The organism is Streptomyces sp. NPDC058632 (assembly GCF_042717095.1).
Lineage (GTDB): Bacteria > Actinomycetota > Actinomycetes > Streptomycetales > Streptomycetaceae > Streptomyces.
Window position 1 is genome coordinate 1 of record NZ_JBHXQZ010000073.1, and the last position, 21559, is coordinate 21559.

At 72.0% G+C, this 21559-nt stretch carries 21 protein-coding genes; 14 read left to right on the forward strand and 7 right to left on the reverse strand.

What is annotated here, in order from left to right; all coding sequences use genetic code 11:
- The 9 genes from ACFWVE_RS25000 to ACFWVE_RS25040 all read left to right on the forward strand — a co-directional run.
- The coding region (locus ACFWVE_RS25000; protein ID WP_384018017.1) for a Gfo/Idh/MocA family protein at positions 1-1030 on the forward strand (1030 nt) is incomplete at its 5' end.
- Entirely contained in the window at positions 1027-1854 is an 828-nt protein-coding gene (locus tag ACFWVE_RS25005) for an MBL fold metallo-hydrolase (RefSeq protein WP_384018020.1), read from the forward strand. The genes ACFWVE_RS25000 and ACFWVE_RS25005, both read left to right, overlap by 4 nt.
- Entirely contained in the window at positions 1851-3338 is a 1488-nt protein-coding gene (locus tag ACFWVE_RS25010; RefSeq protein ID WP_384018023.1) for a YcaO-like family protein, read from the forward strand. Before ACFWVE_RS25005 ends, ACFWVE_RS25010 begins: the two co-directional genes overlap by 4 nt.
- Positions 3335-4255: a sugar phosphate isomerase/epimerase family protein gene (locus ACFWVE_RS25015; RefSeq protein WP_384018026.1), complete on the forward strand. Its 921-nt coding sequence runs from the start codon at positions 3335-3337 to the stop codon at positions 4253-4255. Before ACFWVE_RS25010 ends, ACFWVE_RS25015 begins: the two co-directional genes overlap by 4 nt.
- Positions 4252-5532 carry a glycosyltransferase family 4 protein gene (locus ACFWVE_RS25020; RefSeq protein WP_384018028.1) on the forward strand — a complete coding sequence of 427 codons (1281 nt, stop codon included), beginning with the start codon at positions 4252-4254 and terminating at the stop codon, positions 5530-5532. The genes ACFWVE_RS25015 and ACFWVE_RS25020 overlap by 4 nt, the downstream gene beginning before the upstream one ends.
- Positions 5532-6407 carry a PIG-L deacetylase family protein gene (locus ACFWVE_RS25025; RefSeq protein ID WP_384018031.1) on the forward strand — a complete coding sequence of 292 codons (876 nt, stop codon included), beginning with the start codon at positions 5532-5534 and terminating at the stop codon, positions 6405-6407. The genes ACFWVE_RS25020 and ACFWVE_RS25025 overlap by 1 nt, the downstream gene beginning before the upstream one ends.
- Positions 6408-6954: 547 nt before the next feature.
- Positions 6955-7167, forward strand: a complete 213-nt coding sequence (locus ACFWVE_RS25030; RefSeq protein ID WP_384018114.1) for a hypothetical protein — start codon at positions 6955-6957, stop codon at positions 7165-7167.
- Between the two features lie 405 nt (positions 7168-7572).
- Positions 7573-8070, forward strand: a complete 498-nt coding sequence (locus tag ACFWVE_RS25035; RefSeq protein ID WP_384018034.1) for a Rieske (2Fe-2S) protein — start codon at positions 7573-7575, stop codon at positions 8068-8070.
- 399 nt (positions 8071-8469) lie between these two features.
- Complete coding sequence (locus tag ACFWVE_RS25040; RefSeq protein WP_384018037.1) at positions 8470-8937, forward strand: pyridoxamine 5'-phosphate oxidase family protein; 468 nt, start codon at positions 8470-8472, stop codon at positions 8935-8937.
- A gap of 42 nt (positions 8938-8979) precedes the next feature.
- On the opposite strand, the gene ACFWVE_RS25045 is transcribed toward ACFWVE_RS25040, so the two are convergent.
- Positions 8980-10317: an aminotransferase class I/II-fold pyridoxal phosphate-dependent enzyme gene (locus ACFWVE_RS25045; protein ID WP_384018040.1), complete on the reverse strand. Its 1338-nt coding sequence runs from the start codon at positions 10315-10317 to the stop codon at positions 8980-8982.
- A gap of 35 nt (positions 10318-10352) precedes the next feature.
- On the opposite strand from ACFWVE_RS25045, the gene ACFWVE_RS25050 reads away from it, so the two are divergent.
- Positions 10353-11054: a pyridoxamine 5'-phosphate oxidase family protein gene (locus tag ACFWVE_RS25050; RefSeq protein ID WP_384018043.1), complete on the forward strand. Its 702-nt coding sequence runs from the start codon at positions 10353-10355 to the stop codon at positions 11052-11054.
- A gap of 71 nt (positions 11055-11125) precedes the next feature.
- On the opposite strand, the gene ACFWVE_RS25055 is transcribed toward ACFWVE_RS25050, so the two are convergent.
- The 4 genes from ACFWVE_RS25055 to ACFWVE_RS25070 all read right to left on the reverse strand — a co-directional run bounded on the left by ACFWVE_RS25055 (position 11126) and on the right by ACFWVE_RS25070 (position 14929).
- Positions 11126-12082, reverse strand: coding sequence for a DMT family transporter (locus ACFWVE_RS25055; RefSeq protein WP_384018046.1), 957 nt, complete (start codon positions 12080-12082; stop codon positions 11126-11128).
- Between the two features lie 250 nt (positions 12083-12332).
- On the reverse strand, positions 12333-13346 hold the full coding sequence (locus ACFWVE_RS25060) for a DMT family transporter (RefSeq protein ID WP_384018049.1): 1014 nt from the start codon (positions 13344-13346) through the stop codon (positions 12333-12335).
- Between the two features lie 153 nt (positions 13347-13499).
- Positions 13500-14039, reverse strand: coding sequence for a Clp protease N-terminal domain-containing protein (locus ACFWVE_RS25065; RefSeq protein ID WP_384018052.1), 540 nt, complete (start codon positions 14037-14039; stop codon positions 13500-13502).
- A 254-nt stretch (positions 14040-14293) separates the two neighbouring features.
- Positions 14294-14929, reverse strand: a complete 636-nt coding sequence (locus tag ACFWVE_RS25070; RefSeq protein WP_384018054.1) for a PadR family transcriptional regulator — start codon at positions 14927-14929, stop codon at positions 14294-14296.
- 162 nt (positions 14930-15091) lie between these two features.
- Here ACFWVE_RS25070 and ACFWVE_RS25075 point away from each other — a divergent pair, with 162 nt between their 5' ends.
- The gene (locus ACFWVE_RS25075; RefSeq protein WP_384018057.1) at positions 15092-15955 is read left to right on the forward strand and encodes a PhzF family phenazine biosynthesis protein; all 864 of its coding nucleotides are present in this window, start codon (positions 15092-15094) and stop codon (positions 15953-15955) included.
- A 66-nt stretch (positions 15956-16021) separates the two neighbouring features.
- On the opposite strand, the gene ACFWVE_RS25080 is transcribed toward ACFWVE_RS25075, so the two are convergent.
- Together ACFWVE_RS25080 and ACFWVE_RS25085 are read right to left on the reverse strand one after the other, a co-directional pair.
- Positions 16022-16822 (reverse strand): CPBP family intramembrane glutamic endopeptidase, encoded by an 801-nt coding sequence (locus ACFWVE_RS25080; protein ID WP_384018060.1) that lies wholly within the window; start codon positions 16820-16822, stop codon positions 16022-16024.
- A gap of 167 nt (positions 16823-16989) precedes the next feature.
- The gene (locus ACFWVE_RS25085; RefSeq protein ID WP_384018063.1) at positions 16990-18507 is read right to left on the reverse strand and encodes a glutamate--cysteine ligase; all 1518 of its coding nucleotides are present in this window, start codon (positions 18505-18507) and stop codon (positions 16990-16992) included.
- Between the two features lie 555 nt (positions 18508-19062).
- Here ACFWVE_RS25085 and ACFWVE_RS25090 point away from each other — a divergent pair.
- From ACFWVE_RS25090 to ACFWVE_RS25100, 3 genes are all read left to right on the forward strand, one after another.
- Complete coding sequence (locus ACFWVE_RS25090) at positions 19063-19647, forward strand: hypothetical protein (RefSeq protein WP_384018066.1); 585 nt, start codon at positions 19063-19065, stop codon at positions 19645-19647.
- 394 nt (positions 19648-20041) lie between these two features.
- Complete coding sequence (locus ACFWVE_RS25095) at positions 20042-20248, forward strand: DUF5999 family protein (RefSeq protein WP_384018069.1); 207 nt, start codon at positions 20042-20044, stop codon at positions 20246-20248.
- A gap of 257 nt (positions 20249-20505) precedes the next feature.
- Entirely contained in the window at positions 20506-21543 is a 1038-nt protein-coding gene (locus ACFWVE_RS25100; protein ID WP_384018072.1) for a DUF4158 domain-containing protein, read from the forward strand.
- The last annotated feature ends 16 nt before the right edge of the window (positions 21544-21559 follow it).

Below are 21559 nucleotides of genomic sequence, written 5' to 3' on the forward strand. Positions count from 1 at the left end.
GGCCGGCGGCCCGGCGCCCCGCCCCGCCGCCGTGCCCGCGCCCGACGCGGCGCCCCCCGCCCGGGTGGGGGCCGGTGCACCCGGGCCCCGCCCCGCCCCCGACCTCACCTCCCTGCTGGCCGTGCACCGGCCCGAAGCGGTGTACGTCGCGACGCCCAACCACGCCCACCACCCCGCGGCCGCGGCGGCCGCGGGGGCGGGGGCCGCGGTGCTGTGCGAGAAGCCGCTGGCCGCCGACATCGCCGACGCCGAGCGGCTGGTCGCCGCCTGTGACCGGGCAGGGATTCTGGCGGCGACCGCCTACGACCAGCGTTTCCACCCGGCACACCAAGCCGCGCGGGAGGTGGTGGCCTCCGGAGCACTGGGAACGGTCACGGTGGTGCGGATCACCTACGGCTGCTGGCTGCCGCCCGCCTGGTCGCCGGACGGCCGCCCGTACGACAACTGGCGCGTTGATCCGGCGCGGGCGGGCGGCGGGGCCGCCCTGGACCTCGCGCCGCACGGACTGGACCTGGTGGGTGTCCTGCTCGGAGGGGACGACGTGGCGGAGTTGACGGCGCTGGTGCAGCACCGCGTTCATCCCTATCCGGTCGACGACGGCGCCGTACTGGCCGGCCGCACCGGTGACGCGGTCCTGGTCAGCCTGCACGTCGCCTACAACACCCCGGACACGCTGCCCCGCCGCCGGCTCGAGATCGTCGGCACCCTCGGGCAGCTGACCGCCGTCAACACACTTGGCCAGGACCCCGGGGGGCAACTGTGGCTCACCGGCGCGGACACCGCGCGCCGCGTGCCCGTGCCGTTCGACACCGGCGCGTCCCCCTTCGCCCTCCAGATCGAAAGGTTCTCCGCGGCCGCGGTCGCGGTACGCGCCGGCTGCCCGGTGCAGCGGACCTGGCCGTGGCCGCTGCACCGCGACCTGGCCCTGCACCGGTTGCTGCTCAAGGCGCTGTCCCGCGCCCGCGCGGTCTCCGCGCCGGACACGTCCCTGTTGCCGGTCCCGTTCACCGCCGAGGAAGGCCGACGATGACCCTGATGATGTACGCCTGCACCAACTGCGGACACTGGCAACAGTGGTTCACCACCCCACCCGCCTGCCCGGTCTGCTGCGACGTACGCAACGCACTGCCCGAGGAGGGCTGGGATCTCTCCGACGAGAAGACGGTTGAGGCCCTCCTGGTCGCGGACTGGTACCGGCCCGTGCCGGGCGTCACCGGATTCCGTGCTTCGCCGGCCTTCGGCCTGGGCTCGACGGGCTGGCTGATCGAGGCCGACGGCGGCAACGTCGCCTGGGAAGGCGCCCCCTACTACCCGCCCGACGCGCTGGCTGAGATCGAACGTCTCGGCGGCGTCACCCGGCTGGGCGCCAGTCACGTCCACGGCTACGGCGCCCTGTGGCAGCTCCAGCGCCATTTCGCCCCTCCGGTGGTGGCCATCGGCGTACAGGATTTGCCGTGGACGAAGGCGTTCCGGGTCACCTGGCCGGTGGACGAGCGTCTCGAGCTGGCGCCCGGCCTGACCGTGCACCGCACCGCAGGCCACTTCCCCGGCCACTGCGTGCTGCACGACGAACGCCGAAAGATCCTCTTCTGTGGCGACGCCCTCAAAGTCGACCTGGACGGCACCGTGCCGCGGGCCCTGTCCTGCCACAAGGCCTACCACGCCCGGATACCGCTCTCCCACGACGAGGTGCGCCACTACCGGTCGGTGATCGGCGCACTGGACTTCGAGGCGGTGGCCACCCCCTTCGAGTTCGCCGCCCCGGTGACCACCACGGACGTCCTGCGCCTGTTCGACCACCAGCTGGCCGGCCGTCCCGGCACGGCCGCCCTCCAGCTGGGAGGCGACCGGTGAGCGCCGCCGCCGAACACCCGGTGGTGCGGGCCTACCAGGACGCGCTGGCCCCTGGCCAACAGCAGGACTTCGACATCAGCGCGGCCGACCGCACCGGTCTTCCGGTCGTCTCGGCCGACCACCTGGACGCGGCCGGCGTCCGCAAAAGCGCCTGTGGATACGGAGCGGACCTCACCCGGGCCCGTATCGGCGCCTACGGCGAACTCGCCGAGGAAGTCCTGCTCGCACGGCACATGGCCCGCACCGAACGCCGCCGTGCCTCCTACGCGGAACTGGTGCGCGAACGAGGCCGGGACCGGGTTGCCGACCCGGTCGGTCTCGTGCTGCCGGCCGGCGCGGACTACAGCCTCGAGCACCCCCTGGACTGGGTACCCGCGCGCCGCTACCGCACCGGTGAGGAAGTCATGGTGCCCGCCGAGTTCGCCGCCTCCTGCGGCTTTGACCTGCCAGGTGGTCCGCCGCCCGGCGGCTGGCTGACCACACCGGTCACCAACGGGCTGGGAGCCGGAGACACCCGGAAACGGGCCTTGTCCCATGCGCTGCTGGAGATTCTCCAGCGTGACGGCAACGCCACCGCGCACCGCGCGATGGACGAGGGCGTGGTCATTGACTTGGACGAGGTCAACGACCCGGTCACCCGCCACCTCCTCGACCGGCTCCGAGAGGTCGGCATCGAGGTGCTGCCCAAGCTGGCCTCCACCCAGTTCGGGCTGGCCGACATCCACGTCGTCGGCACGGACGAGACCTCGGGAACGCGCGAGGACGCGGCAGCGCTGGCGCTCACCGCGTGCGGCGAGGCCGCCCACCCGGACCGCGGGACAGCGTTGCGCAAGGCTCTGACGGAGTACGTCTCCTCTCGCGCGCGGAAAGTGTTCTCCCACGGCCCCCTGGAGACGATCGCCCGCATCGCCCCGTCCGGGTACCTCGAACGCGAGCTGTCCTCGCCTCTGACGGAACAGGAGCCCAGAGCGCTGTCGGCAATGCGGGCCTGGGTCTCCCTGGACGCCCGGCGGCTGCGGGAGCTGCTGGAGCCCGCCGTGCTGTCCCGGCGATCCACCGTGGCCTTCTCCTCCCTGCCGACCGTGCCGTCCGGCTCACTCGACGACCCCGCCGTTCTTCTTGAGGACCTGCTCCTGCGCTTGGAGGACTTCGACGTCCTGGTGATCGAGGCGGACGGTCGCGGGGCTCACGCGGTCAAGGCACTCGTCCCCGGCATGGAGGTGGAGACCATGTCCTACGCGAGGATCGGCGAACGCGGAATCCGCAGGCTCATGGAACGCGAGCACCCGCTGGCCGGGGTGGGGCCGCTTCCCCACCCCGGAGCACGGCCGGTGCACCTGACGCCCGAGGCACGCGAACGCCTGGGCGGTCCGGCCTGGTTCGACACCGAAGCCGCGCAGGCGACGGTGGGGGCGCTGTATCCCCTCTACCGCGAACCCGACCGGCACGCACTGGCCCGCACTACCGCAGGAGCGTCCCGATGACACCTCCTGCCGACAGGCTGCGCTACGCCTACAACACCAACGGCATGACCTCGCACCGTCTGCACGACGCGCTGGCCCTGCTGGCCGACAGCGGGTACGACGGCGTCGCGCTCACCGTGGACGTATCCCACCACGACCCGTTCGCACCGAATCTGGCCGCCCGCACGGCGGCGCTGGCCCGCCGACTGGACCGTCTGGGCCTGGGCAGCACGATAGAGACCGGAGCGCGCTTCCTGCTGGACCCGCGGCACAAGCACGAGCCGACGCTGATCACCGCCGATCCGGCCGGCCGGGCCCGCCGCCTGGCGTTCCTGCGTCTGTGCGTGGACATCGCCGCCGACCTGGGTAGTGAGGCGGTCTCGTTCTGGGCGGGCGTCCCGGTGGCGGGCACGGACACCGCCCCCGGCGGAACGGCGTGGGGCCACTTGGTGGAGGGAGCGCGCGCCGTCACCGCGTACGCGGCCGAACGGGGCATCGTGGCGGCCTTCGAACCCGAGCCGGGCATGCTCATCGAGGACTGCGCCGGCTACTCCCTGCTGGCGGCTCTCGTCCCCGGCCTGCGTCTGGCCCTGGACACCGGGCATTGCCTGGTCACCGGAGGTTTGACACCGGATCAGGCGATAGCGCGGCACGCCGGGGACCTCGGCGCGGTCGCCGTGGAGGACATGCCGTACGGCCGGCACGAGCACCGCGCCCCGGGCGAGGGCGACATGGACCTGCCCGCCGTCCTCGGCGCGCTGCGCGCCGTGCGGTACGACGGGCTGGTGAGCCTGGAACTGTCCCGCGACGCACACCGCGCCGACACCCTGGCGGGCTCCGCGCTCAAGGCGCTGCGCAGCGCCGAGGGCGCGGGAGTCGGCAACCCCTCGCACTCTTCCGTCTCACGCGGCGCCGGCGCATCACAGGGAGCACGATGAGGATCTGCTTCGTCTCACGGCGCTACTGGCCGGCCGTGTCGGGCATGAGCGCCTACGCGGAAAACCTGCTGCGGGCCCTGACCGCAGCAGGCCACGAGGTCACCCTGGTGTCGCAGTACCGTGGCGACCGCCAGGGCCGCGCCGTTTACGGCGGCGGTCCTCCCCCGCCCGAGCGGGTTCCTGACGGTGTGCGTCTGGTGGCGCTGGAATCCCGGGGTGAACAGGCCGTGGGCGACGGACTGCCGGCGGACTTCGAAGCCGACGTTGCCGCACTGCGCGACACGATCGCCGGCCTGCACGCCCACGAGCCACTGGACGTCCTGCACGCCCAGTACGGCTACCCGACAGGACTGGCTGTGCTGGAGGCCTCCGAGCGGCTCGGAGTCCCTGCCGTGGTCTCCATCCAGGGCGGCGACGGCCACTGGGTCGGCACCTGCTGCACCACCCACCGCACGGCGATCCGCCGGGTACTGCGAGACACCCCAGCCCTCCTGATCGGCTCATCGTCCTTCAGGGACGCAGTCGCCGTCCGCCATCACATGGCGGCCGAGCGCTTCACCGTGGTTCCCGGAGCCACCGACACCGATCTCTTCAGCCCCGCACCCGAACGGCAGCCGGGGGCCCTCGGCGATCCGCCGGTGCTGATCTACCACGGCCGGATCGATGTCCGCAAAGGCGTCCTGGACCTGCTGGAAGCGGTCCGGCTTCTTCACGCCGGGGGAAGGCGGCTACGGCTGCGCTTCTCCGGTACCGGCCCCGACCTGGACCGGCTGACCCACCAGGCACGACAGCTCGACCTGGCCGACACCGTGGAGATTCTCGGCCCCACCGGTTACCACGACGCCCCCGCCGTCTACCGCACAGGGGATGTCTTCGTCAGCCCCACCTGGGCCGAGGGGTTTTCCAACACCATTCTCGAAGCGATGGCCAGCGGACTGCCTGTGGTGTCCACCGGCGTGGTCGGCGTGGTGGACTGCGTACGTGACGGTTTCAACGGGCTGCTGGTACCACCACGCGATCCTCACGCCCTGGCCGAAGCCGTCGGCCGGATGTTGGACGACGCGCCGCTGCGCGACCGCCTCGCGCGCACGGCGCTGCGGCAGGTGCGGACCCAGTGGTCGTGGTCGGTGGCCGCCGCGCGCATCTGCGTCGTGTACGAAGAGGTGCGCGCCGCATGGCCGACCAGAACGACGACCGGAGAAGCCTGGGCCGGCAACGGCACAGAACCCGTCGTGGACTTGTCCTGCCGGTTCCGCCGCGAACCCCACCTGCTGTGATGCCGCCCGTTTCAGGCGTCCGAACCGCCGTCGCCGTCAGCCCGCACCTGGATGACGCGGTCTTCTCCGCGGGAGGCGTACTGGCGCTGCTGTCCCGAACGGGCTGGCACGTCCGGGTGGTCACCTGCTTCACCGCGTCGGTCGACGATCCCTGCCCCTTCGCGCTCTCCACCCAGCTCGACAAAGGACTTCCTCCCGACGTGGACTACATGGCCCTGCGCCGCGCAGAGGACAGGGCCGCCCAGCAACGGCTGGGCACCCTCCGACCGGTCCATCTCTCACTGCCCGAGGCCCCGCACCGCGGCTACGACAGCCCATCGAAGCTTTTCCAGCCTCCCCGCCCCGACGACACGGCGGAAACAGAGCTGCAGCGCCTGCTTCGTCACCACGTTGCGTCGGCGGACCTCGTTCTCGCTCCCCAGGGCATCGGCGGCCACGTCGACCACCTCCTTACCGCCCGGGCGGTCGCCGCCGCCGCACCGTCCCCGCGGATCGGCTGGTGGCGCGACATGCCATATGCCACCCGGGCACCGCAGCCGGACACCGAGTCTCAGCGCAGCATGCTCAACGGGACGAGTGAAGTGACAGTCGACATCGGCGCCGTGCTGGCGGACAAGACCGCCGCAGCACAGTGCTATACGACCCAGCTCGGCTTCCAGTTCGGTGGTAACGGGCAAACGGGTACAGTCCTGTCCTCAACGGCCCGGTCCGAGGCCCTGCGCGCCGGGGAGTCGTACATTGCCGGTGAATCACTGAGGGCCGGGCACGCGGCCCGCCGAATGCTGGAGAGATACGCTCTGTACGGGAGGGGCTCGGCAGTGCGGCAGGCTCCGCAGCGAGCGGAAGGCGGCGGCACAGCCGCCCCGGGTCACTGACACAGGCCCCCGGCAGCCCACACCGCACCCACAGGCGCTGCGGCGCCGGGAGAACGGCTGCCGGCAGTGGGAGTCTCCTGGGACCACTGGAACTTCGGGCTGCGCCAACGGGCACGAGCGTGAACAGCCGAAAGACCATCCGCGCAGGTCAACATCCCACAGCCACCCATCGCGACAGGTCGCAGAGCCACCTGGTCCCTTCCGGAACGACTGACCGAAGCGGAGCCGCCCGGCAAAGCACCCGTCCCACGGCGGTCACTCGGCGTGTCTGCCGCCGCGACAGGGTTCGCGGCACTGCCACCAGCGGCAGCGGCGCTCCCTGGGAAGTGGCCGCGTCCCCGGGGAGCGCGTGGGGAGGATCGGCCGCAGAGGACGGCACGTCCGTGAAAGGCGCCGAAAGAGGTAACCGCTCTGGTCGGCCACGGACGTTGTCCAATCATCGTAGAACAACGCCACCAGTGTCCTGGGCCAGTAGTTGATCGTTGGTGGTTGTGTGACTTCTGCTGCTGGTGCGTCAGTCCCTCGTCGGGGCCCGGAACTGGAACCGTTGCCGCTCTCCGATGACGAGCGGGCGGTGCGGGGGCGGTGGATGCGGCGGGCGCCGTCGGCCCAGGCGCTGGCCCTGCGCGCGCGGATCGTGCTGACGTGCGCGGGTCCGGAGGCACCGCCGGTCGTCGCGGTCGCCCGCGAGTCGCGGGTAACCGCCGACACCGTCCGCAAGTGGCGGCGCCGGGAACCGGCCGCCCGCCATCCGCGTTGACCAGGTGGAAACGTCCGTGGTCAAGACGCTGGAGGAGCTCCTCGATTCCCTCGCCCGCTTCTGCCGACGGATCTCTGGCGCAGGACACTGGCTGGACAACGTCAGAACGCGGGTGCCGAAATCGTCACCCTCGACCAGCCCCGGCAGCGACCCGCCCTCACGCAGCGGGCGAGGTAACCGGTCGCGGTCACTTCCCTGAGCATCGCCCCAGGCCACGGGCGGCACGTCACCCCGTGTCACAGGCGGCCCGGGCAGAGCGGGCCCGTACTCCGACAGGGAAACGACAGCTGCGGCTTACGCCCGTCCGACCGTGTACGGGTCAAGCTCGACAGCGCCTGAACAGCGCGGGCACGCCGACCGTACCTCTCCCCAGATCACGCAACCCCCCGGAAGGGACATAGCCGCATGACCAGCGCATCGCATCAGCTCGCATCGGGACCGGCCCGTCGAACCGTCGTGGCGGCGGCCGGAGCGGCGGGCCTCGCCGTCGCGCTGACCGCCTGCGGGGGCTCCGACGAGTCCTCCGGCTCGTCGGACTCCGCCGCTCCCGGCAACTCCCCGGACAACAACGCAGCGACCGGCGACGGTTCGGGCGACGAGGGCAACGAGGCCACCGGTGCCGCGCTCGCCTCGGTCGCCGACATCCCCGAGGGCGGCGGGAAGGTCTTCGCCGACAGCAAAGTGGTGGTCACCCAGCCGACGGCGGGCGAGTTCAAGGCGTTCTCGGCAACCTGCACCCACCAGGGGTGCGCGGTGAAGAGCGTCGCCGACGGGGTCATCAACTGCCCCTGCCACAACAGCAACTTCTCGATCACCGACGGCAGTGTGCAGAGCGGCCCGGCGACCAAGCCGCTGCCCGCCATGGAGATCACCGTCAACGGGGACTCGATCACGCTCGCGTGAGCCGGCAGCGCCGGACCGTACGGCGTCGCCGGCCCCTGCGGGCCGACACCTTGTCCGTGGTCGTGAGGGTGGCGGCCACGGACAGGGTGTGACGGGCCATCGCGAGGGTGCAGTCGACGGGCGTCCATCGGTACGGCGACGGCGGCCTGGATCGGGACGGCGCACCGGACGGTGCCGGCCAACTCCCGTACGGACAGTCGCTCGACGACACGGGGAAGGCGGGCCGGGCGGTTGGCACCCGGCCGTCGGGGCGGCGTTCGGCAGCGGCGCGATTCCCCGGTCGTCGGCGGCCGGGCGGGTGAGACCGGGCACCCTTGCATGAAGAAGGAAGACGACTCATCCTTTTCTGACGTGATGTCAGAGGATCTCCCTGACACGACGTGAGAGAAGAGGGGCCGCATGACCGCCACGCAGCGCCGGGGCCGGAAGATCATGATGACGCCGGGCGAACTGGACGACTTCCTCACCGCTCAGCGCACCTGCCGGGTGGCCACGGTGTCGGCCGACGGCGCACCGCATGTCAGCACGCTCTGGTTCGCCTGGGACGGCACCTCACTGTGGCTGTACTCCGTGGTGCGCTCCAAGCGCTGGGCGGACCTGCGCCGAAACCAGCGGGCGGCGATCGTCGTGGACACCGGCGAGGAGTACGACGAGTTGCGCGGTGCCGAGTTGTCCGGGCAGGTGGAGTTCGTGGGCGAGGTACCCCGCACCGGCGAACTCTGCGCCGAACTCGACGCCCCCGAGACGCTGTTCGCGCGCAAGAACTTCGGCCTCGACGAGATTCCGCACGACGGCAGGCACGCCTGGATACGGCTCACCCCGGAGAAGATCGTGTCCTGGGACTTCCGGAAACTGGGCGCGCGGTAACGGGCGGGGCAGGGACCGTCCGGCCTGGCCCCCACGCCCGCCCTAGGCATACGTCCTGGACTCCCCCGCCTGTGGTCCGAGCGCCGCGCCGATGGCCTCGCTCAAGGGACCGATGTCGTCCCCGGTGAGCGTCGACACGGTGACACGGATGCCGGGCGGGGTGCTCATCCGGAAGCGGGTACCGGGCGCCACCGCCCAGCCCGCGTGCAGCAGCCGCGCGACGGCGCCGGTCTCGTCCGGCACGGGCACCCACACGTTCATGCCGCTGCGTCCGTGCGCCGTGATCCCCTGCAGGGCCAGCGCCCCGATCAGAGCGTCCCTGCACCGCCCGTACCGCGCCGCCACCGCCGCCGGGTCCACCGCGCCGCCGGTCCAGAGCCGGAGCACCGCGCGCTGGACCGTGCGGCTGACCCAGCCCGGCCCGAGCCGCTGCCGTCCGCGCACCCGGTCGAGGGTGACCGGGTCCCCGGTGAGCACGGCGAGCCGCAGGTCGGGGCCGTACGCCTTGGCCGCCGAGCGGACGAAGGCCCAGCTGCGGGTGGCACCGGCGAGGGGGTGCAGGGGCAGGTCGACGATGTGATGCCCGTGGTCGTCCTCGATCAGCAGCGTCTCCGGGTGGTCCGTGAGTACCGCCCGTAGGGCACGCGCGCGTGCCGCGCTCAGTGCGGCACCGGTCGGGTTCTGCGCCCGGTCCGTGACGATCAGCGCGCGTGCCCCGCCGGTCAGGGCCCGCCGTACGTCGTCGGGGAGCGGCCCCTCGTCGTCGACGCCGACCGGGACGGTCCGCAGGCCGAGCGCGGGGACGAGGTCCAGCACGCTGCTCCATCCGGGGTCCTCCACGGCCACCGCGTCGCCTTGTCTGAGGTGGGCCGCGAGCACCCGCTCCATGGCGTCGAGGGCGCCGGAGGTCACGGTGACCGGGCCGTCGGGGACGCCGTCGGCGTCCAGTCCGGCGCGGGCGAACCGGGCCAGTCCGGGCTCCACGGGTGCGTGCCCGTAGAGCACCGGTTCCCGGTCGCCCTGCTCGGCCGCGGCCGCGAAGGCCTCGGCCAGCGGGGGCAGCAGCGCGGGGTCGGGGTTGCCGTCGGAGAGGTCCCGCACGCCCCGCGGGACCTCCACCCGGACGGCGTCGCGCGCCGTGGTGGCCGGTTTGGGCCGCACCCGGCTCCCTCGGCGGCCTGCGGTCTCGATCACCCCACGCTCGCGCAGGGTCCGGTACGCGGACGCGACGGTATTGGGATTCACCCCGAGCCGGTCCGCCAACTCCCGCATCGGCGGAAGTAGTTCCCCCGGCCGGAGCACCCCTTCGCCCACCGCGCGCTCGATGCTCGCCGAAATCTCCGCAGCACGCCGACCCGTGATCCGATATTCTCCTAGCACAAAGCCAAGTATGCACTAGTGCAATGGAGGACGCCATGCCGGGGACCCCGCAGCCGCAGCAGCCCGCCGACACCGACGCCCACACCGACAGCTACCGGCCCACCGGGCGCACGGTTCCCACCCGCTCCCCGGACCGTGCCGCGTACGACAGGGACCTGGTGCACGCGATACTCGACGAGGGCTACGTCTGCCATCTCGGGTTCGTCCGCGACGGCGCACCGGTGGTGCTGCCCACGCTCTACGCCCGGGTCGGCGAGCGTCTCTACGTGCACGGTTCGACGGGCTCGCGCCCGCTGCGCGCGGCGGGCCTGGCCGACCCCGGGCTCCCGGTCTGCCTGACCGTCACCCACGTGGACGGACTGGTGCTGGCCCGCTCGGCGTTCCACCACTCGATCAACTACCGCTCCGTGGTGGTGCACGGCCTCGCGTACGACGTGACCGGTCCCGAGGAGAAGCGGCAGGCGCTGGACGCCCTCGTCGACCACGTCGTCCCCGGCCGCGCCGCCGACTCCCGCCCGGCGAACAAGAAGGAGCTGGCCGCCACCGCGGTGATCCGCCTCGACCTGACCGAGGTCTCCGCCAAGCTCCGCACCGGCGGCGTCAACGACGAGCCCGAGGACCTCGCCCTCCCCCACTGGGCCGGCGTCGTCCCCCTGGTCCGCGCCTACGGCACCCCGCTCGCCGACCCCGCCCTGCCCGGCGGCACGGAGCCGCCGGAGTACCTGGCGACCCTGTGACGCCGCGGCCTCGCCCGAGGGGTCGTCCGAAGGGCCTCCCCCGAAGGCGTCTCCCCTGAGAGCCTGCGCCGTCACGCCGGCGCCGCGCCGCCCTCCCCCCTGCCGGTCCGCGCGCCCCGTGCCTCGTCGATCGCGAGCCCCGCGACCGAGCCGAGCATCAGCAGGGTGCCGGCCAGTACGGCCGGGGTGAGCCGCTCGCCGAGCAGGGCGACGGCGAGCACTGCCGCGCTCACCGGTTCGAGGAGCATGATCACGGACACGGTGGCCGACCGTACGACCGCCGCGCCCGCGAAGTACAGGCCGTAGGCGAGAGCTGTCGGGACCGCGGCGATGTACACCAGGAGGCACAGCAGCAGACCGGGATCGCCGGTGTGCGGCACCAGTCCCTCGACCGCGGCGAACGGCAGCAGCAGCACGCTGGTGACGGCGAACGCCCCGACGGTCATGCCGGAGGCGTCCAGCCCGCCGGCACGCCCCCACCACCGGGTGAGCAGGGTCATCGCCGAGTAGCCGGCCGCGGACAGGAGCGCGAGCAGGATGCCCCGCGGGTCCGCGGTCGTCTCCCCGCCGCCGAGGACGAGCACCGCGAGCCCGGCAAGCGCCCCCACGACGGCGGCGGCCCCGCCCCGGCCGAGCCGCTCCCCCAGGAACAGCCGCGCGCCGAGCGCGATCAGCACGGGTCCCGCGCCGAGGGTGACGACGGTGGCCACGGCGAGTCCCGTGGCGGCGACGGCGGCGAAGTAGGCGGTCTGGAACACGGCCAGCCCCACCCCGGTGGCCACCGCCCGCCGCACCCGGGAGCCCGGCGCCTCGGTCACGGCGGTCCGGGCACGCGGGACCAGCATCCGGGCGCCGAGCAGCAGCGCCAGGCCGGTCGCGCAGCGCCAGAAGGAAAGGGCGACCGGCCCCATGTCACTGGTCCGGTAGACCAGTGACGCGGCGGCGCCCGCGGTGCCCCAGGCGGCACCGGCGACGATCAGATAGAGCAGGCCTCGCCCGACGGGCAGGCCTGTGAAGGTGTTCGACACGTGTTCTCTCCGCAGTTGCACAGATACGCGCGCGTACGCACCACTCACGGAAGTGCCTGCGCTGCGCGAAAGGCCGGAAGGGAGCCCCGGGATCAGGCCCGGATCGAACCGGTCCCGCGGGGCCCGCGGACTGCGTCTGCGGGCAGCACCACGACGCCCGGCGGCAGCGCGCCGGGCGCGGGAAGCTCAGGGCCCGCCTCAGACGGCGGGCGGCGGAAGAACAAGTGCGCGCGCATGCATGATCAGCACCCTAGGCCGCGGTTCCCGGTGTGGACAACTCCCTTTCGGCTCCCCCGCTCGCCACCGGGCCGTCGGGACTTCCGGCGGGTGCCGAGGACTGGGCGATGAACGCGCCCGCCAGAACCACCACGCCGCCGATGATCTGCGGCGCCGACAGGTGCTCGCCGAGCAGGACCCAGGCCAGCACGGTGGCGACGACCGCTTCGAGGCAGGCCACCACCCCGGCGACCTGCGGCGAGAGCCGGCGTACGGAAAGCACGCCGGTGCCGTACGCGGCGACCGTGGCGACGAGGACGATCCAGGCGAGCAGCGCGAAGGCCGCGACCGGGGTGCCGTCCATGCGCGCGCTGCCCGCGAGCACCGACCAGTCCATGGACCACGGACGGGCGGCGACGGTGAGGACTGCGGCGCCGGCGAGCAGACCGTAGGCGATCACACCGAGCGGGTCCGGCGCCCGGTCGCCGTGGTCGCTGCCCTGGTCGGAGAGGACGAAGTAGCCGACCTGGCAGCAGGCGGCGCCGAGCGCGAGCAGCAGTCCGACGAGGTCGAAGCCGAGGCCCGACCACACCTCCACGACACAGGCCAGTCCGCCCACCGCCAGCACCACACCGACCGCCGCCGCCCGGGTCACCGGCCGCCGCTGCACGAACCGCACCCAGCCGAGGACGAGCGCGGGCGCAAGGTACTCGACGAGCAGCGCGACGCCGACGGGGATACGGGAAATGGCGGCGAAGTAGAAGGCCTGGACCCCGGCGACGGCGAACAGCCCGAACCCGGCGAGCAGCGCCGGATGGGTGCGCAGCAGTCCCCGGTGGCGCACGGCCAACGGCAGCATGACCAGGGCCGCGCCCGCCACCCTCAGCCACACGACGTGCAGCGGGTCCAGGCCCGCCTCGATCAGCGGCTTGGCGGCGACCCCCGACCCTCCGAAGGCCACCGCGGACAGGAGCGCGAGGCCGAGCCCGAGGCCCTTCCCACGGGTGCTCCGGTCGTTTTGAGTGCTGGCAGAGGTAGGCACCGGCACATGATGCCAGGCACAGACAGGAGCGTCACCCCTCATGACACCTGTCTCACGAGCTGGACGCGCGGCCCGGGGGCGGGCGAGGGGAGGGGAAGGGAAGGGATCCGCTGCCGGGCGGGAGCCGACCGGCCCTCACCACGCTCTCAGCCCTTCGGCTCAGTGAGCAGGGTCGCCGGCCCGTGCCGCCTCGAGGCGGGCGAGGACGCCGCGGTGGTCGATTCCGGCGTGCTCGAGCACCTCCACCGCCCGCGCCTGCGGGTCCACGATGATCGCCGTGAGCAGGTCCACGCCGCGCGCGGGCCCGCCATGACGTGCGGCGCGTTCACGGGCGTGCTCCAGGCCGGCCGCCGCCGGCGAGAACCCGGTGGTCCGCACCGCCACCGGGACGGAGCCGGAGTCCTCGACGGCGCCCTGCCAGCGCAGGCCGTAACCGATGCTGCGCTGGACCAGGTAGCCGAGCAGCCGAGCGGTGCGCGGGCCCTCGCCGAGGACCGCGCACACCTCGGCGTCGGACTCCAGCAGTGAGTGCAGCAGATGGGCGGTGCCGATCCGGCGGTCCGCGTCCCCGACCGCTCTGCGGCGGGCACCGCTGACCACCGCTGCCAGCTCCGCACTGAGTCCGGCACCGTGTTCCGCGCGGTGAATGCCCTGCTCCTGGGCCGGGCAGGCCGACGGCCTGGGGGTACGGTGTTGCACGCCTCCCACCACATCAGTCCCGCGGGTCCGGAGCATCCCCGGCGGGGAGCATCTTCCCGTCCCACGGGAAGTGGATACGCCGGGCCGCAATCTCCTCCTCGGGAAGGAGAATCAGCTCCGCTCCCCCTCGGGTCCCACCACGCCGCAGCACGCAGACACGAAGGCGCCCCGCGGATCTCTCCACGGGCCGCCCCCTTCACGCCGGCCGACCTCCTGACGCCTCGGGCACCGGACCTCTGTCCTCGGTCCCGGCCTCAGTCGCCGTCGTCGGCGAGGATGAGATACAGCTTCTTGCGGGCTTCGTTGACGACGGTGAGCGCCTTCTCGCGCTGCTCCTTGGTGCCGGTCTTCCAGACCTGCCCGAACGCCTCCATCAGGCCGAACCCGGCCTGCCGGATCTCGCTCAGCGCCTCCCAGTCGACTCCGCGGGAGGCCTCCTCCCAGGGCGCCTCGGGACCTTCCTCGGCCGCCGCGCGACCGGTGTCGGTGAGCGCGAACAGCTTCTTGCCGCCCTCGGACTCGCTGACGATCAGCCCCTCGTCCTCCAGCAACTGGAGGGTGGGGTACACCGAGCCGGGGCTGGGCTTCCACACCCCGCCGCTGCGCTCGGCAATCTCCTGGATCATCTCGTAGCCGTGCATCGGCCGGTCCTTCAGCAGGGCCAGGATCGATGCCCGCACGTCACCGCGCCGCGCCCTCCCCCTGGGCCCGCCACGCCCCCGTCCGCCCCAGGGACCGTGCCCGAAGCCCGGACCGAAGCCGGGACCCCCGGGACCACCCGGCCCACCGGGACCGAAGGGCCCGAAAGCGGCCCGCAGCCTGTCGAAGTCGCCCCGGCCGCCCCTCGGACCACCGCGACCATGTCCATGCTCGAAACCATGGGTATGCATCACAACCACTCTCCATTCCATCGTTGACCTGTCGCGATAACTCAACGATATATCGGAAGAATGGTCGGGACAACCCCTGCCGTGAGGACGGCCGCAGAGTTCGGGCCGGCAGCTCCACATTGGCCTTGGTCTGCGGCTTCGCCGACGCCCTACCCTCAGGGGATGCGCATGCGAATCGTCGACGCCTTCACCGACCGGCCCTTCGCCGGCAACCCGGCCGGAGTTCTGCTTCTGGACACGGACGCGTTCCCGGACGACGGCTGGCTCCAGAACGTCGCCCTGGAGGTCAACCACGCCGAGACCGCCTTCGCGCATCCGCTGCCCGAGGGCGGGGACGCCGACTGGGCGCTGCGCTGGTTCACTCCCGCCGCCGAGGTGGCGATGTGCGGCCACGCGACCCTCGCCACCGCCCACGTCCTGCACACCACCGGCGCCCACAAGGGCCCCGTCCGGTTCTCCACCCGCAGTGGTGTCCTCGTCGCGGCGCCGGCCGAGGACGGCACCGTGACCATGGACTTCCCCACGGCCCCGCTCACCCCGCTCGACCTCCCCCATGGGTTCGCCGAGACGCTGGGGACCGAGCCGCTCACGGCCTTCGACACCGGCCCGAACGTCGGTGACCTGCTGGTCGAGGTCGCCGACGAGCGGACCGTCCACGCCCTGCGGCCCGACCTCAGGGCCCTCGGCGCCCACTCCGCGCGCGGCGTCATCGCCACCGCCCGCGCGGAAAACCCGTCCCTGGGCTACGACTTCGTCTCCCGGTGCTTCTTTCCGAACGTCGGCATCGACGAGGATCCCGTCACCGGCAGCGCTCACACCGCGCTGGCTCCCTACTGGTCCGAGCGCCTGGGCCGCACCGCTCTCACCGGCCTGCAGGCCTCACCCCGCTCGGGCCGCGTCCGTACGGAACTGCGCGGCGAGCGCACCCTGCTGGGCGGCCGGGCGGTGACCGTCATCGAAGGCGAGCTGCTGAGCGCCGCGCTGCCGGGCAGCCTGCCCCCGAGCGGCGGCGGGCCGTCGGCCTGAGCCGCGTTCCCGGACGGGGGAAGGGGGGCGTACGGCGGTGCCGTACGCCCCCCTTCCCGAATCGGTTCACGCCGTAGGCAGCCAGTCCACCTTGCCCGCGAGCAGCGCGTACCCCACGAACGCCCCGATGTCGAGCAGCGTGTGCGCGACCACGAGAGGCCCCACCCGGCCCCAGCGACGGTAGAGGTGGACGAACACCACGCCCATGACCATGTTGCCGATGAACCCGCCGATGCCCTGGTAGAGGTGGTACGAGCCGCGCAGTACCGAACTGGTCGCCATCGCGGCCCCCGGTGACCAGCCCAGCTGCTCGAGCCGGCGCAGCAGATAGGCGAGGACGATGACCTCTTCGAGGATCGAGTTCTGCATCGCCGAGAGGATCAGCACGGGGAACTTCCACCACACCTCGGGCAGCGCCTCGGGTACCACGGTGAGGTTGAAGCCGAGGCCGCGCATGGCCAGGTAGAAGGCGATGCCGCTGCTGCCGATGGCCGCCGCGACCGCCGCCCCGCGGCCGAGGTCGGACCAGGGCCGGGTGCGGTCGAAGCCGAGGGTGCGCAGTCCCGCGCCCTCACGGATCAGGAAGTGGGCGACGAGCGCGACGGGGACGAGCGCGCTGGTGATCCCGAAGAGCTGCCAGGCCAGGTCGAGCCAGGGGCGTCCCGGTGCCGCCGAGCCGTTGAGGGTGGCCGCCTGGTCCCTCAGTCCGCCCGGCCGGGTGACCGAGCCGACGAAACTGATCAGCGCGGACACCGCGCTCGCGCCGAGCGACACCGCGAGCACGAGCAGCGTCTCGTCGCGGAGCGTCTTCCGCGTGAGCCGCCGCTGAGGATACGCATCGGCCTCCGGCCCCGCCTCCGCCTGCACACCTGCCTCCACATCACCGAGCTGTCCGATCGGTTCAGTATGAAGGCACCGGTGGGGCGTCCGGCCGGCGGTCCTCAGCCGCCGGTCCCGTGGGCGGGGTCCCGCGGGACCGGCCGTCCTTCCTGCTGTCCGGGACTCGCACGCCTCGAGTCCCGTCCGCTCGGGGTTCAGCCCGCGGGTACCGGCTCCGGGAGTCCCACGGGCCAGGTGTGCACGGGGTGGCCCCGCAGCATCAACTCACGGTAGCGCCGGGTGGTGGCCGCCAGGGCCGCCTCCCGGGAGAGGCCTCCGTCCAGCGCCCGGTGGAAGGTCGCCGCCTGCCAGCTCGCCCCGTTCTGCCGGCGCCGGCAGCGCTCTTCGATCACGCCGAGGTACAGGTCCCGGTCCGCAGGTTCGATGCCCCACGCGTCCAGTCCCGCCTCGGCCAGCGGCAGCAGTTCGTCGCGTACGAGCGTGACCGCGTCGACCTCGGCCGTACCGCCGTGGCGTCCGTGTCGGGGCCAGGTGAAACGGGCGTCGATGCCGTGCCGGCAGGCGGCGTCGAAGTTGGCGGCGGCGGCCTCGAAAGGCAGCCGGGTCCACACCGGGCGGCTGTCCTCGGCGAGGGCGCGGACGAGGCCGTAGTAGAACGCCGCGTTGGCGACCACGTCGACGACGGTGGGCCCGGCGGGCAGGACCCGGTTCTCCACCCGCAGGTGAGGCACGCCGTCGGCGACGTCGTAGACCGGGCGGTTCCAGCGGTAGACCGTGCCGTTGTGCAGGACGAGTTCCGCGAGCGAGGGGGTGCCGCCCCGGTCCAGCACGTCGAGCGGATCCTCGTCGTCGCAGATCGGCAGGAGTGCGGGGTAGTAGCGCAGGTTCTCCTCGAAGAGGTCGAACGCCGAGTCGACCCAGCGCTCGCCGAACCAGGTGCGCGGCCGCACTCCCTGTGCCTGGAGCTCGGGCGGACGGGTGTCGGTGGACTGCTGGAACAGCGGCGGCCGGGACTCGCGCCACAGCTCGCGTCCGAACAGGAAGGGTGAGTTGGCACCGACGGCGATCTGGGCGGCGGCGACCGCCTGGGCCGCGTTCCACACGTCGGCGAAGCGGGCCGGAGTGACCTGGAGGTGCAGCTGGACCGAGGTGCAGGCGGCCTCCGGCGCGATGGACCCGGAGGTGCAACTGAGGCGTTCCACCCCCTCGATGTCGAGGGTGAAGTCCTCCCCGCGGGCGGCCACGATCTGGTCGTTGAGCAGGGTGTAGCGGTCGACGGCGGAGAGGTTCGAGGAGACCAGGTCGTCGCGGTCCAGCGTCGGCAGAATGCCGATCATCACGATTCCGGCGTCCACCTCGGCGGCTTTCCGGTCCGCGTACCCGAGGGAGGTGCGCAGTTCCTCTGCGAGCCGGTCGAATACCCGGCCGTCCAGACGATGTGGAGCGATGTTGACTTCCAGGTTGAACATGGCGAGTTCTGTTTGGAAGTCACGGCTCGCAATCCGTTCGAGGACTTGCCCATTCAACATTTTGGGCATTCCGTCGGCACCCGTGAGATTCAATTCGATCTCCAGCCCCATGAGGTTCCTGGGGCGGTCGAACCGCTTCTCCGCCAGGAGTCGCTCCAAGCCCGTCAGACACCTGCGGAGCTTGTCGCGGTAGCGCTGGCGATCGGACAGGTCGAACCCGCCTGCCACGACCTTCTCCCCCATCGAAGCGTCCTTCCTTCTTGGATGGGCGGTCCGATGATCGGCCGCCGGAGTCCCGGTCCACAGAGGAGGATGCCCAGCGGATGCGATCGATAACGCCCCGAACTGCTCTGTCGACCGCTACGCTGGTGAACGGTAACCAGTGGCACATTCACGCGGCATGGCCGACAGTGCACGTTACAAGGCGACGGCGAACTCGTGAAAAACGCCGACGACAATAGGCCTACCACTGCACGGCCATTTATCGAGGTCATCGCCGTATCCCCGGTCGAGAATCGGGATAATTCCCCCGTTTCATCGTCCAAAAGTACCCTTGTTCCGCGGTTCGAAAACGGCTAGCCGAAACATGGTCCGAACACGCGTCGTATAAACTCTGTGGACAAGGCAGAAGGTTGGCGCCCACGGTCGAGTGATCCAGCCGACGAGGTGACGTGCGGCAGTCCTCACCCCCACCTCTCGTACTCAGACCCCCGGCCCTGCCTTTTGACCTTCGCGAGCTGACAGCGCCGTCCGCCCCGCCCTCGCGCCACTGTGCCTTCGAATGAGAGGCGACTCACCATGCCCCTGCATGTCCCCCCGGCTCCCGCGCCCGCACTGCGTTCCGTCCTGACCGCGCTCTCCTCCTCCACCGCGGTCAGCGAGGCCCGAACTCCCTCCCTCCTCGGTGCCGAGGGGCCTGCTTCGCCCGAACTGCCGCTGCCCGTGCACGTCCTGGACCGGGTCACCGCCGAGGGCGTGTCCGCGACGCGGCTGGCAGGCTGGCGCTTCCTGATCCGCTGCGGCGACCGGGCCGTGGCCGCGGCGGACACCGTGCTCACCCCCGACGGCTGGACCTTCTCCCGCTTCTTCGAGGGCCCTTACATCACCTCCACCGAACTGGCCCTGCGCCAGGCCGAGGCCCTGCCGCAGCCGTACCAGCCCCGGCTGCTGTCGGTGCCCGGCCTCTACATGCTCGCCCTCTGGCTGCACGGCGACCGCACCGCGGACGGTGCCACCGGCCATCCGGCCGCCACCGACCTGCTCGTCCCGCTCGCCCCGGCGCCGCCGGGCATCGCGGCCCACCGGCCGCACCGGGCCGCCGAACTGCTCCCGGTGCTGACCCACCGGGTCACACCCGACCGGCTGCTCGGCTCACCCGCCTGACACCTGCCCCGCCTCCCGCACCTCGCTCTTCCGTGCCCCGCCGGCGGACCACCGACGGCGGGGCACGCGCATGCCAGGAGGAAGACCGCCATGGCTCAAAGCACCCGGAGCAACCAGGAGCACGGGCCGGACCAGCCTCATCCGGCTACGCGGAACCACCCGAAGTGACAGTGCCGTTGAACTGAACCGTCCGCCCGGGTGACGCGTCATCAACCGGTGAGGGGCAGTGCCGCGGAATTCCTGCGGATCGCTGCCCAAAGGGCAACACTTGTTTCCGACCGGCCTGTCTCGACGGGCCTATCTCAACGGGGAGGCGGCCATGAACGAGGCTTCACGCCGCGGAACTGAAACGACAGCCGGCCCACAGGCCATGCCAAAGCGAAAGATCCCATCCATGTGCCAGCACCAGTCACCGTGCCCCTCAGCCGATTCCGCCGACCGGGAGTCCGCCCGTCTCGTGGCGCACCATCCGGAGCAGGGCTGGAGCCTGCTGTGCAACGGTGTCGTGCTCTTCGAGGACACCGGTGAACTCCTGCCCGACGGCAGCTGCATCGCCCCGCAGCGCCTCCGGGACGATCTCCAGGTGACGACCACCGCCTAGCTTTGCCGGGCGGAGCAGGTACCGCCCGCGGAACACCAGGGGCCGGACCGCGGGAGTTCCCGCGAACCGGCCCCGAAGCGCGCCCAAGGCCCCTCGCACGGCGTGACGTCCCGTCACGCCGTGTGTGACGGCCCTGTTCTCGTATGGCTACGGCGAACGGACATGTAGCGCCGTGTGACTGCTGTGGTCGTCGTTTCCCCTCGTCGGGCGCCTTGTTGAGCTGAACGAGTGATCTCGGGCGGGGTGGAGGAGTGCGGGTGCGGCAGGACTGGGATCCGGAGGACCTGATCGAGGTCTGGACGCTGCTCGAAGACGACATGAGGCGGGTGCGGAACAAGTCCGGGGCGACCCGGCTCGGGTTCGCGTTGTTGCTGAGGTTCTCCGAGATGGAGGCCCGGTTCCCGGAGTCGGCCAAGGAGGTGCCGGCCGCCGCGGTGGTGTACGTGGCCCAGCAGGTCAAGGTGCCTGCGGAGGCGTGGGCGGACTACGACTGGCAGAGCAGGGCGATCCAGCGGCATCGGGGCGAGATCCGGGCGGCGTACGGGTTCCGGGCGAACCTGGAGCGGATGAAGCCGCCGCGGCACCTGACGCTGCTGGCGACGCTGTGCCATGTGCGGCAGACGGAGATCACCGACTCGCTGGTGGACCTGTTCATCCAGCTCGTGCTGAAGATCAACACGAGGGCGGAGCGGAAGGTCGAGAAGGAGCCGGGGGCGGAGCTGAAGAAGGTCCGCGGCAAGGAGGCGATGCTGCTGCGGGTAGCGGAGGCGGCGCTATCGGAGCCGTCGGGCACAGTGCGGCGGGTGATCTTCCCGGCAGTGGGCGGGGAGAAGACGCTCAAGGCGCTGGCGGCGGAGGCCGCGGCGAACGAGGCCCGCTACAAGGCTCGGGTACGTACGGTGCTGCGGTCGTCGTACTCGGCGCACTGGCGGCGGATGTTGTCGCCGCTGCTGCGGGCACTGGAGCTGAAGTGCGACAACACCGCCTACCGGCCGGTGATGGACGCGATCGACCCGCTCAAGCGGTACTTGGAGCAGCCGCTGAAGGAGGGCGCGTTCTTCGACCCGGCGGAGACGGTGCCGCTGGAGGGTGTGGTGCCCGAGCAGTGGCGGGCGGCGGCGGTGGACGACAAGGGCCGCGTGGAGCGCATCCCCTGCGAGCTGTGCGTGCTGGTGTCGCTGCGGGACGCGCTGCGCCGCCGGGAGATCCGGGTGGCAGGCGCGAACCGGTGGCGCAACCCGGAGGACGACCTGCCCGCCGGCTTCGAGAGTGAGAGCGCGACGGCCCCCGCGTGACTGGGGCGGCGTGGCC